Source organism: Burkholderia sp. Se-20378, from assembly GCF_017104665.1.
In the GTDB taxonomy this organism is placed as follows: Bacteria; Pseudomonadota; Gammaproteobacteria; order Burkholderiales; family Burkholderiaceae; genus Burkholderia; species Burkholderia lata.
Genome location: NZ_JAAGPG010000240.1, coordinates 1 through 12320, shown reverse-complemented (window position 1 = coordinate 12320; position 12320 = coordinate 1). Strand labels below are relative to the sequence as shown.

The window sequence follows — 12320 nt, the reverse complement described above, 5'->3', positions numbered from 1 at the left end:
CTCGCCGCGTCGGCGTCGGCCACGCCGGCCGCCGGTGCACGTGACGCCAGCGCGCCCGTCGCGGGATTGAATCGGTCGAAGGTGCGCCCGTCACGGGCGGCGCACCACTCGCCGGCGATCAGCATCCGTCTGTCGGTCATGTTGTCTCCTGCCATGCGTGTCTCTCGTCGGGTTGCGTCAGCGCTTGTAGGCCTGCAGGCCCGGCTTGATCGTCTTGTCGTCGAGGAACTGCTTCAACCCCTGTTCGCGGCCATGCTCCGGATCGCGCAGTTGCGCCTGGTCGAGCTTCGCGTACAGGTAATCCTCGCACTGCTCCCACGTGAGTTCGCGCGAGCGCTTGAAGCCGTGCTTCGCCGCGCGCAGCACGACCGGGTTCTTGTCCATCAGCCGCGCGGCGAGCGCGATCGTCGCGTCGCGCAGCCCGGCGAGCGGCACGCTGCTGTTCACGAGGCCCATTTCGGCAGCTTCCACGCCGGTGAACGTGTCGCCGGTCATGATGTAGTGCAGCGCGCGGCGGTGCCCGACCGTGTCGGCCATCGCCTTGCTGACGAGGTTGCCGGGCGGGATGCCCCAGTTGATTTCCGACAGCCCGAACACGGCTTCGTCGGCCGCGATCGCGAGGTCGCACGCGACGAGCGGCGAGAAGCCACCGCCGAAGCACCAGCCGTTCACCATCGCGATGGTCGGCTTGTTGTACATCCGCAGCCGGCGCCACTGCCATTCGGATGCGTCGCGCCGCACTTTTTCCTGCATTGCGTCGGAGCCGCCGTCGATCTCGCGGAAATACTCCTTCAGGTCCATGCCGGCCGTCCATGCCGCGCCGGCGCCCGTCAGGACGAGCACCTTCGCTTCGTCGTCGAACTCGACCGCGTCGAGTACCTGCAGCATCTCCCGGTTGAGCGTCGGGCTCATCGCATTGCGCTTGTCCGGGCGGTTCAGCGTGACCCACGCGATGCCGGCCTCCACCTTCACTTCAACGGTCTGCCAGCGGTTGTCGTACTTGCTCATATCGTTTCCTGTCGTTCGTTCCTGTGCGATTCGGTGCGCAGCATCCCTGCTGCGGACGGCTTCATTTAATATCAGGCTACCTGATATTGCAAGCGACACGAGCGCCGGTGTAAACCCGGAGCGGAAAGCCGCGGAAACGACGGAATCGGGGAACGGTCAGGCGACCGGCAACGCGAACGCGGGCCCCACGGGCCCGCGCGATGAGGCTTCTGGAGGGGGGTCAGCCGCGCAGGTTGCGCGAGAACAGTTCGAGCGCGCGCTGCACGTCCGCGGCTGTGTCGGCTGAGATGTCGCCGAGCATGCGCGTCTCGAGCGGGCGCAGGACGGCTTCGCATTCACGCAGCATCGCCGCGCCTTCGTCGGTCAGCGTCAGCAGGATGATGCGGCCGTGCGACGGGTCGGCTTCACGCGTGACGAAACCGCGGGCGGCCATCACGCTCATCACTTCATTCGCCGATTGCGGCGTGATCCACGAGCGCTCGGCCAGTTGCGCGTTCGACGACGCGCCGCGCGCCTCGAGCACCGACAGCGCCGTGTATTGCGCGAGCGTGATGCCAAGCGGTGCGAGCGCGTCGGTCATGTGGCGGCGCAGCAGCCGGTCGAGACCACCGATCACGTAGGTCAGGCGCTGCTGCACGCGCGCCTTCGGCTTGTCGCCTGCCGCGCGGGTGGCGTTCTTCGTGGCGTTTTTCGGGTTCGCGGGTTTGGTCGGTGCGGAACTCATGGTGCGGGCGGGATGGGATTGCGGGCCATCTTACCAGCAGGTCGGGCGGTGAATCGCATAGGCGTGACATCAATCTCGACACGCGCCACATTCGCAACGAACTCATATAAGTACGAAATTATCAGTCGATCTACTAATTAAAATATCGAAAATTACCCAATCCCATCTTGAAAATTGTGCGGCGCTTTGATGAGAGGTAAAAGAGCGACTCAATTCCTCGAAAGTGTCATCGATGAAAAACGCACAAGGCCTCGAAATGGTTCGACTTGGAGACTCCACCGATCATGGGGGCACCGTCATCGAAGCTGCCAGTGATCTGAAGCATCTTGGAATCGGTGTTGCGCTTGACGGCCATGGTGTCCGTTGTCCGAAATGCGGTGACGTTTTCCCGTTGCTGGCGAGTGGCCAGCGCACGCATCACGGTCGGCGCGTGGGTTATCACGGCGACAAGACCGGGTGCGGTGCGACTGTCATGGGTGAGCGAGCGACGGGGGCAGCTTAAATGGGGATTTTTGCTCAGGCTCGCACGCTGTCCATCGCGGGCGCGTCGTTGCCGACCTATGGGATGGACCGGCTACCGGTGTTCATTCCGGTACGCCTGCAAGGCACCGAAACCATCGGCCGCCTCGATGAGTGCCGCTACCTCGTCACACTGCGCACCGACGACGCCTATGCCGTTTCGCCGAGCCTCACGGCCAATCACGATCTGGATAAGGTGGTCGGCACGGAAGTCACCGTATCGATCCAGCTCGAAGGCAAGGGGCAGTTCATTCCGGGGCTGGCGGGTGCCGCCGGACTCGGCAACATCGGCGCAGGCACGCGCGAGATCACCGGATTGGTCGAAGTGGCGCGGCTTGCCGGTCAGGATCGCAAGGCGATCCTGTACGAACTGGAACTGCGGCCATGGCTCTATCGCGCGACCCTCACGCAAGATTGCCGCCTGTTTCAGGATATGACCGTCGTCGAAATCACCGATGCGGTGCTCTCGAAATATCCCTACCCCGTCGATAAGCGCCTTGGCGCATTCCGAGGCGTCTACCCGAAACGCGACGTACAGCGCCAGACGTTTGAATCCGACTGGGCGTTCCTGCAACGCCTCTGGGAAGAATGGGGAATCTGGTGGTGGTTCGAACACGATGACGGCCATCACCGTCTGGTCTTGTCCGACACGATGGGCGGACACCAACCGCACGGGGAGGCTTACGAGACCTTGCGCTACCTGCCACCCGGCGGTCAGCGCATCGACGAGGAACACATCCACACGCTGTCCGTGACCAGTCGATTGACGACAGGGGCCGTGAGCGTCACGGATTACGACTACACGCGGCCACGCGCGAGGCTGGACGTTACCGTGGAAGACCCTCGTCCGACGGCCAGCTCGGATGGCGAGATTTATGACTGGGGAGACTACAGTCAGCCGCTCGCCGGCGCGCAAGGGTTGACGGGCCAGCCGAACGATACCGAGTGGGAGGCGCGGCACTTCGCGCGCGTGCGGCTTGAGGCGCAGCGTTGTGCCGGGCGACGGGTAAACGGCAAAGGAAATCTGCGTGGCCTCGCGGTCGGCCACACCTTTACGCTCATCGGCCATCCGCAGCAGGCGGCGAATCGCGAGTACGTGGTTGTGTCCTGCACGCTCGATATCGAGGAAGTCGCAGGGCGAGCCGGCAGCGCGCAGACCTATCGCGCCGAAGCGCAGTTCGAACTGTTACCGACGAACGAGCCATTCCGGCTCGAGCGCAGCGTCCGCAAGCCCATCATGGGCGGGCCAGAGAAAGCTATCGTCGTCGGCCCCGCCGGGCAGGAAATCTGGACGGACCAATACGGTCGGGTAAAAGTACAGTTCCAATGGGACCGGCAAGGCCAGCACGATGAGAGTTCGGGCATCTGGCTACGCGTGCTGTCGCCTTGGCAAGGCGCGGACATGGGCGCGACGTTCATCCCGCGTATCGGTCATGAAGTGGCCGTGTCGCACTACTACGGCGATCCGGACTTGCCCGTGATTATCGGCAGTGCCGTCAACGCATTCCGCCAGCCTGCACTGGACCAGCCGCACAATCACGCGATATCGGTGATTCGCGGACGAGAACTCCACGGCAACGCGTCCGGCCATCTGGCGATCGACGACACGCGGGAGCAAATCCAGACGCAGCTTGCCAGCGACGCCGGCACGTCACAGCTGAGTCTTGGCAACCTCCGAGGTATCACCCGAAAGAAGGGGCGCGCCGATGCGCGCGGCAAAGGATTCGATCTTCGCACCGACGATTGGGGCGTGGTTCGGGCGTTGAAGGGTCTGCTCGTGTCGACGGACGGTCAACCGGGCGGCCCGGGCCATGCGAAGGACGCCAAGGAGGCCATCGGCCGACTCACGCGGGCGCGCGAACTACAGGAAAGCCTCACGGGCCTGGCGCAGCGACATCAGGCGCAACAGCCCGACGCGGATCAGAGCGACGTCGCCAAGGCGATCAAGACGCGCAACGATGCGATTCGAGGCAATACGCCGGCCGGCCCGGACGATTTCCCGGAATTGACAGAGGCGGACATCGTCCTGGCCGGACCAGCCGGGTTCAGTCTGGCGGCTGAGCGTAGCGCTCATATTGCGAGCGGCGAGGATGTTGCCTTAACAAGCGGCCGGCACGTCGGGCTTGCCGTGGGGCGTTCGCTGTTCGCGAGCGTGTCGAATGCGTTTTCGCTGTTCGTGCACAAGGCCGGCATGGCGCTCGTCGCAGCAGCAGGAAAAGTGCGGATCGAAGCGCAGACCGATGGTGTTGACCTCACCGCGAAGAAGACCATCAACATCACGAGTACAACCGACAGCATCCACTTGCACGCGGCAGACGAAATCGTGCTGCACGCGGGAAGTACGGAGGTTCGCATCAGCGATCAAGGTTATGTGGTGCGAACGGCCGGCGAACATACGATCTATGCCGGCAGTCATCAGACAGACGAAGGCCAGGTGCGACCAATGCGCCTGCCGGTCACACCCGACAATCCGGGGCAGTACGCGGCGCACTTCGTGCTGTTGGAGCATGACAGCGGATTTGCGCTGCCGAACCAGCCGTACCGGGTCACGCTCGACAACGGACGCGTGATGGAGGGCGTGAGTAACGAGCTGGGCGAAACGGACGTGGTGACGAGCCACGACATCGCGTTCGGCACGGTGGAGCTGCTGGCGGCGAGCGATCCGGACAAGGTGATTGCGGTGAATCGGGCCGCCATCGTGCGCGAGAACACGACGCCCTACACCGCGCAAGCGCCGAACGCCGACAAACGCACCACGACGATCAAGGGCAAGAAAGTCAGCACCCCGGAACAGGGAGCGACGTCCGAGCGTCAGCCGGCCGCGTTCGCGACCTGCGATCCGCTGAACTTCGGGTTGCGCTTCCATCACTTCATCGACGGGGCTAAACAGGGTGATGCACCTCCTGACATGCCGGTGCGCCGGGATGTCGAGTATCCGGTGGCGAAGGCCTATGCGGTAGCGATCAAGAAGGCACTCAACGGGATCGAGTGGGGCAGGTTCAATACGTTGAGTGGCGAGATATCGGATGAGGCAAAGGAAAGCATCGCGCTTGCGGTTGGCAATGTATTGAATACCGCCCTTGTGGCTGGGCCGTTTGGATTGCCAAGTGGTTCTTCAGGGGACCCGATGAAGTCAAATGGGGCGACTCCCAAGATCGATATTGTTAATGCGACGGAAGGTGCTGCCAAATACAACATGCGCCCGGATGTCAGTGCATCATTTGTTGGCAACTACTGGGCAATAGGTATCCAGGAGAGAGAAATCGCGAAAATCGTTAAATCATCGAATAATGCGACTGCCTTGGATGGCACGCTGAAGTCATTCGCGGATTTGCTTTATCACGAGGCACGACATTGCCAGCAAACATTCTGGATGATGGCCTTGCTTCAACAACATCCGAGCGACTATGCGATGTTCTCTCAGGCAATGCGAGTGTATGACGACAGTGTGCGCAAAGATGTTTTTTTCGCAGCCGAGAAGACGCGACTCCCAGATGACGCGCGGGTAATGGCTGGGCTACATCGCATGTTGGTTTTTCACTATTACTGGATGATTTCGCACATGCAAAATCAGACGGGCGGAACCTATATGAAACCCGATGTGCCGATCGCACAGGCCGAGGTGTGCAAGCTGTTGAGAGTTTCGCCAGAAACGGCGGCCAAGATGGTGAGATACGAAGAGGGATACCGGAGCCAGTTACATGAAGAAGATGCTTATGCGTGTGCAGAGGTGGTGCAAGCCTATTGGGACCGCCCTGGTCGTGCTTTCGTGCGCAACCCCGGTACATGCACAGGAGGATACGATGCTTCACTTAACGCCATTGGGGGAGGGGTTTGAAATGCAGACGACCGACGAAGAGCAGCGCGTCGCGCTGCGCGCCATCCTTAAAACAGCAATGTCGATCCTGCGCGATGATGCGCCATACGATCCGAAGAATATTATCTTTGGAACAAACTACACAACGTGGACGCACCCTCCGGCAAAAGGGTTTCTTTATAAATACGCAAATCGCGCATTGCATGGGACGAAGATTGAATTTTCCACTGGCGACGATCCGGAAGACTACAGTGAGGATCGCGACAAGGTGAAAATTGTTCCGGCTGGGGTAAGAATTGTCGTTGACGCAAGGGTTGCCAATCTGCCTGACACGGAAATAAAGTCGCTTCTCCAGTTAGAGGACTATTGGGTTAACTCTCGAGGGAATCATCGATATGGGAATGAAATAAGGACGCGCACCCCCGATGCTCCCAACTTGCAGTCCTTTCGCTATCGCTCAAAAGACATCCCCGGGAGCAAATTTCCAATCGACGTCGATCTTGGTTACATCAATCCGATGGATGGATCATTTCCGCAGCGACTGTGGATAGTCGAGATACGACGCACATACAAAATCTTGACGCCCGAGGAACGCAGGCAACGTCGCCTTGAAGAGCGGCAGGCGAAACGTCAGAAATACGGCGAAATGAACCTGTGCACTGGCATGCTGTGTCCCGAGACCGGGTTGTGGGAGGGATTCTCCACGGTTTCCAGCCACTCATTGGTGGTCTACAAGGGGCGAACATTCCCCACGGTCCGCACGTTGATGCCTTGGGAGGAGCGCGAACAACGGCGGCCCACCGAGCACGTGCCGGGCCGCTGGATGTGGCTGCGAGAGCCGCACGATCATCCGGTATGGTGGATGCACGACCCGGAATTCAATCAAGCGTGAGCCGGAAAGACGAAAGTCCATAAGCAAAATCGCGTTCAATACATCCCTTCCGAACACGCCGGATTCTTGTCCGCGAATGGATGGACTCCCTCGGTCATCGCCGGCCATTCAGGCCGTGGGCATCCCCGCAAACCGCGCAGTCGGCAGCCCCGCATGCCGCGTCTGCGCGACGAACACGCCGCCCGCATGCGGGTCACCGGCCAGCGCATCGTCGCTCAACCCGGTGCGTGCGCTCGTCACGTACAGGCGGCCTTCGCCGTCGAGCGCCGTGCAGCTCGGCTGCGCGGTCGGCACGGCCACGCGATCCGTCTCGACACCGTCCGGGCCGTAGCGCACCACCCGCCGGCCGCCCCACTGCGCGTTCCACAGGCCGCCATCGCGATCGATCATCGAGCCATCCGGGTCGCCGTCCGCATCGGTCAGGTGCGCGAATGAACGCACATTGGTCACACCTGAACGGCTGTAATCGCAGACGAAAATCTCACGCACGAGCGAATCGCAGAAATACATCCTCGACCCGTCCGGCGAAAACGCGATGCTGTTCGCGATCGCGGCCGGCGGCAACGCGAGCCGCTCCAGCGTCAGGTCGGCATTAAGCCGATAGAACCCGCCGACTGCTTGCGGCGGCTCGCTGCCTTCGTCCTTCATCCCGAACACGAGCGCGCCGAACGGATCGCAGCGCCCGTCGTTCAGCCGCGTCGGCAGCTCGGGCTCGACGTCGACGATCCGCGTGAACGCACCGCTGCGCAGGTCGAAAAACGCGAGATGCGTCGCGAGCCCGACGAGCAGCACGTCCGGGTCATGCGTGAGCGCAAAGCACGCGAGCCGTTCGGGCATCGTCCACGGAGTGAGGTCGGAGCCGTCCGCGCGGCAGCGCCACAGTTGCGCGCCTTCGATGTCCACCCAATACAGCGCGTGCGTCCTGTCGCACCACGTCGCGCCTTCGCCGAGCGTGTTGCGGCTGTCGGCCAGCAGCGTCGCCTGCGCGGCCGGATGAGTCTGTTGCATGCCGTCTCCCGATATCTGTCGCGTTCGCGGGCAGTCGCGCTTTCGTCAGAGCTTCATCGCGCGCCGCTGGTTGCGACGATACTGGTCGAACAGCACCGCGAGCAACAAAATCCCGCCGCGTATCAGATATTGGTAAAACGTCGGCACGTTCAGCAGGCTCATCGCGTCCTGGACGGAGCCCATGATCAGCACACCGACCAGCACGCCGGAGATCGTCGCGACGCCGCCCGTCAGCGACACGCCGCCGAGCACGCACGCGGAGATCACGCCGAGTTCGAGCCCGACCGACGTCTTCGGATCGCCCAGGCTCATCCGCGACGCAAGCATCACGCCCGCGAAGCCCGTCACGAGCCCCTGCAGCACGAACACGGTGATCTTGATGCGCATCACCGGCAGCCCCGCGAGCAGCGCGGCCTCGCCGTTGCCGCCGACGGCCAGCACGTTCTTGCCGAACACCGTCTTGCGCAACAGGAAGCCGAACACGACGAAGCCGACGATGTTGCTCCAGATCGGATACGAAATGCCGAGGAACGACCCGCCGCCGAGATCGAAGAAACGTTCCTCGGAGATCATCACCGCATCGCCGTTCGACGTGATGAACGCGAGCCCGCGCACGACCTCCATCATCGCGAGCGTGACGATCAGCGAATTGATCCGCCAGCGCGCGATCAGCACGCCGTTGACGAGTCCGACCGCACCGCCCGCGAGCACGCCGCCCGCGATGCCGAGCACGACGCTGTGCGTCGCGGTGATCAGCGTCGATGCGACGACGCCGGAGAACGCGACGATCGACGCGACCGACAGGTCGACCTCGCCGAGCGCGAGCACGAACATCATCGTCACCGCGATCGAGCCGATCAGCGTGACCGACAGCAGCAGGCCCTGGATGTTGCGCGACGTGAGGAAGTCCGGCACCGTCAGCGACAGCGTCGCGAACAGCACGAGAAACACCATCACGATGCCGGAGCGGTTGATCAGCTGCCACACGCCGCCGCGCGCTCGCGCGGGCGCGGCGGCGGCATCGGGGGACGGGGACGTGCGTTGGGGTTGCATTGCCTGGCTCATGTCGTTTGCATTCCGGTTGATCGTTGCGGGGCGCTAGCGCGGCAGCGCGAGCTTGATCAGCGCGTCGGGCGTCGCCTGCGCCTTCGCGACCTCGCCCGCGATCCGTCCTTCCTTCATCACGATGATCCGGTCCGACACGCCGATCACCTCGGCCAGGTCGCTCGACACGAGGATCACCGTGCGGCCCGCTTCCGCGAGTTCGTAGAACAGGTTGTAGATTTCCGCGCGCGCGCCGACGTCGATGCCGCGCGTCGGCTCGTCCATCAGGAACACATCGATGCGCTCGGCCAGCCAGCGCGCGAGCACGACCTTCTGCTGATTGCCGCCGGACAGCGCGCCGATCGGCGTGTCGCCGTCACGGGTCTTGATCGCGAGCCGCTCGATGTAGCGTTGCGCAAGCTCGCGTTCGCGCCGCGCGTCGAGCAGCATCCGCGCCGGGCTGAAATGCCGGCGCGCGCTGATGTTCAGGTTGTCGGCCACCGACGCGATCGCGACGATGCCTTCCTGCTTGCGGTCTTCCGGGCACAGCGCGAGGCCGGCGCGCACCGCGTCGCGCGGGCTCCCGAACGCAACCCGCTTCCCGTTCAGCTCGACGTGCCCCGCGCTCGGACGCGCGGCGCCGTACAGCAGCTTCATCAGCTCCGAGCGGCCCGCGCCGACGAGCCCGAAGAAGCCGACGATCTCGCCGCGCCGCGCGGAGAACGACACGGGCTCGGACAAGCCAGGCCCCGCCAGCCCCTTCGCCTCGATCAGCACGTCGCCGGCGGCGCGCGGCCGGTAGCCGTACACGTCCTCGATCGAGCGGCCGACCATGCAGCCGATCAAACGGTCGCGATCGAGATCGGTCACGGAATCGAACGTGTCGATGCGGCGGCCATCGCGGAACACGGTCACGCAGTCGCACAGTTCGTACACCTCTTCCATCCGGTGCGTGACGTAGATGATTGCTCGGCCTTCCGCGCGCAGCGCGCGGATGATCCGGAACAACTGCGTGGTTTCGCGCGCGGACAGCGAACTTGTCGGCTCGTCGAACGCGATCACACGCGCGTCGCGCATCAGCGCCTTGCCGATCTCGATCATCTGGCGCTGGCCGATCGACAGATACTTCACCGGGATGCCCGGATCGATGTGCTCGCCAAGCCGCTCCAGTGCATCGAGCGCACGCGCGGCGAGCGTGCGTTCGTCGACCACGCCGAGCCGGCTCGGCAGTTGCCCGAGCATCAGGTTTTCGGCAACCGTCAGTTCGGGCACCAGATGCAGCTCCTGGTAGATGATCGCGATGCCGGCCTCGAGCGCCGCGCGCGTCGATGCGAAGCGCTGCACCGTGCCATTCAGCGTCAGCGTGCCGGCCTGCGGCTGGTTCACGCCGGACAGCACCTTCAGCAGCGTCGACTTTCCCGCGCCGTTCTCGCCCATCAGCCCATGCACTTCGCCCGCGCGCACCGACAGCGACACGGCATCGAGCGCACGCACGCCCGGGAACGTCACCGTGATACCGTCGAGCGCGAGCAGCGGGCCGCCGGGCGGCGATGTGCCGCCGTCGTGATCGGATACGGCCGTCATCGTCTGCGTCGTCATCGCGTTCTCGCCTGCGCCGCTCAGATGCCGAGCTCGGTGCGCACGGCCTGCCAGTTCGCGCGCGTCATCAGCTTGCCGCTCGTCTGCGTGTCGGCCGGCGGCGTCTTGCCGTTGCGGATCCAGTCGACGAGGTTCTGCGTGCTGTCCTTGCCGTGGTTCGTCGAGCTGACCGCGATCGTCCCGTAGAAGCCGGTCGGCTCCTTCTTCTGGAATTCGGCGAACGCCTCGCCCGCGCCGTTGATGCCGACGCCGATCACGTCGGTCGCCGGGATGTGCAGCTGCTCGGTCGCACGCACCGCGCCGAGCACGGTTTCCTCGTTCAGCGCGTAGACCACCCACTTCTTCACGTTCGGATGGCGCGCGAGCACGGGCGCGGCCGCGCTGAAGCCGCCTTCGTCGTCGGTCGTCTTCTGCGGCGCGTCGAAGATGTTCTCCTTGCGGAAACCGTTCGCGAGCAGCGCCTGCGTCGCGCCGTCGGTGCGCAGCTTCGCGGTCGGCAGCTCGTAGTTCGTGATCCGCAGCGCACCGACTTCCTCGGGCTTCCAGCCGCGCCGCTTCATCTCGTCGGCAATGGCCTGGCCGACCTGGTTGCCGATCTTGGTCGCCGACATCCCGAGGTGCGGCACGTTCGGCAACGGCTTGCCGGTCGAATCGACGAGCTGGTCATCGACGGTCACGAACTTCATGTTGTAGCGCTTCGCGCGCGCGGCGATCGCCGGGCCGAGGCGCACGTCCGGTGCGCAGATCACGAAGCCCTGCGCGCCCTGCGAGCCGAGGTTGTCGATTGCGGCGAGCACTTTCTCGCCGTCGGGCGTGCCGATCTTCACGACCGAGAAATTCTCCTTCTGGCCGAGCGCGGACGCCGCGTTCTGCTCGTTGATGAACCAGGCCTGCTCGGGCATCTTCACCAGGAAGCCGATCTTCAGCGGCGCGTCGGCGCGCGCGGCGCCCTGCATGCCGAGCGGCGCGATGCAAAGCGCGGCCAGCAGCGCGCGCAACGTCTGGCGTCGAATCGTGTGAGTCGTGCGGTTCATGCGGTGTCTCCTTGATGTCGGCTCATGCCGTAATGATTCGTCGTGCGTGATCGCGCCGCGGCGCGCCCGCATGGTCAGCGGCCGAACGCGTCGGTCTGCACGCGCCGGCCGAACAGGAAAGCATCGGCGACGAGCCGCAGCGGCCGTACGTCGACGTCGCTTTCGCCACGCGCGATCAGCGCATGGAAGTGCGCATACAGCGCCGGATATTCACGCTCGGGCCCGAGCCAGACCGGCTCGCCCGCAATCGACAACTGCGCGCCGCCGCGGCTGATCGCGAGCACGCCGTCGGCCGTGTCGACCGCGATCTCCCATTGCTCGACCGGGCCGTGCCGCCAGTCGAATTCCGCACGCACCGGCACGCCGTCGGTATCCACGCAATCGAGTTCGGCGGCGATCGGCGTCTGCACGTCGCTCGGCACGATGAGCGTCGCCTCGCGCAACACGAGCTCGCGCGGCAGGATCTGCGTGACGATCGACAGCGCATTGATGCCCGGATCGAACACGCCAAGGCCGCCCGGCTCCCAGATCCACTGCTGCCCCGGATGCCAGCGCCGTACGTCTTCTTTCCAGCGCACCTGCACCGCGCGGATCGCGCGCGTCGCGAGCCAGGCGCGGGCCGGCGCCACCGCACTCGCGCAGCGCGAATGCCAGGTCGCAAACAGCGTGAGGCCA

Annotated in this window: 9 protein-coding genes and 1 pseudogene; 3 read left to right on the top strand and 7 right to left on the bottom strand. The window is 64.1% G+C overall.

Translation table 11 applies throughout. The features are described 5' to 3' along the window. Nucleotides 1-177: 177 nt before the first annotated feature. A complete protein-coding gene (locus G3N93_RS23010; protein ID WP_174940553.1) occupies nt 178-1008 on the bottom strand; it encodes a p-hydroxycinnamoyl CoA hydratase/lyase in 831 nt (276 codons plus the stop codon). A gap of 220 nt (nt 1009-1228) precedes the next feature. Next, nucleotides 1229-1732 (bottom strand): MarR family winged helix-turn-helix transcriptional regulator, encoded by a 504-nt coding sequence (locus G3N93_RS23005; RefSeq protein ID WP_206134020.1) that lies wholly within the window; start codon nt 1730-1732, stop codon nt 1229-1231. A 232-nt stretch (nt 1733-1964) separates the two neighbouring features. Here G3N93_RS23005 and G3N93_RS23000 point away from each other — a divergent pair, with 232 nt between their 5' ends. Genes G3N93_RS23000 through G3N93_RS22990 form a run of 3 tightly spaced genes read left to right on the top strand, consistent with a single transcriptional unit; the run spans nt 1965 to nt 6960 of the window. Further along, complete coding sequence (locus G3N93_RS23000) at nt 1965-2234, top strand: PAAR domain-containing protein (protein WP_174941897.1); 270 nt, start codon at nt 1965-1967, stop codon at nt 2232-2234. Beyond that, on the top strand, nt 2235-6089 hold the full coding sequence (locus G3N93_RS22995) for a type VI secretion system Vgr family protein (RefSeq protein ID WP_206134019.1): 3855 nt from the start codon (nt 2235-2237) through the stop codon (nt 6087-6089). Between the two features lies 1 nt (nt 6090). Continuing rightward, nucleotides 6091-6960: a hypothetical protein gene (locus G3N93_RS22990; RefSeq protein WP_174941901.1), complete on the top strand. Its 870-nt coding sequence runs from the start codon at nt 6091-6093 to the stop codon at nt 6958-6960. A gap of 108 nt (nt 6961-7068) precedes the next feature. On the opposite strand, the gene G3N93_RS22985 is transcribed toward G3N93_RS22990, so the two are convergent. The 5 genes and pseudogenes from G3N93_RS22985 to G3N93_RS22965 all read right to left on the bottom strand — a co-directional run. Next, the gene (locus G3N93_RS22985; RefSeq protein ID WP_206134018.1) at nt 7069-7968 is read right to left on the bottom strand and encodes an SMP-30/gluconolactonase/LRE family protein; all 900 of its coding nucleotides are present in this window, start codon (nt 7966-7968) and stop codon (nt 7069-7071) included. Nucleotides 7969-8013: 45 nt separating this feature from the next. After that, nucleotides 8014-9033 carry an L-arabinose ABC transporter permease AraH gene (gene araH, locus G3N93_RS22980; RefSeq protein ID WP_174941906.1) on the bottom strand — a complete coding sequence of 340 codons (1020 nt, stop codon included), beginning with the start codon at nt 9031-9033 and terminating at the stop codon, nt 8014-8016. A gap of 33 nt (nt 9034-9066) precedes the next feature. Next, complete coding sequence (gene araG, locus G3N93_RS22975; RefSeq protein ID WP_206134017.1) at nt 9067-10611, bottom strand: L-arabinose ABC transporter ATP-binding protein AraG; 1545 nt, start codon at nt 10609-10611, stop codon at nt 9067-9069. Between the two features lie 20 nt (nt 10612-10631). Further along, the gene (locus G3N93_RS22970; RefSeq protein ID WP_206134016.1) at nt 10632-11645 is read right to left on the bottom strand and encodes an arabinose ABC transporter substrate-binding protein; all 1014 of its coding nucleotides are present in this window, start codon (nt 11643-11645) and stop codon (nt 10632-10634) included. Between the two features lie 74 nt (nt 11646-11719). Beyond that, nucleotides 11720-12320: pseudogene (locus G3N93_RS22965) on the bottom strand (gfo/Idh/MocA family oxidoreductase); the annotation flags it as partial.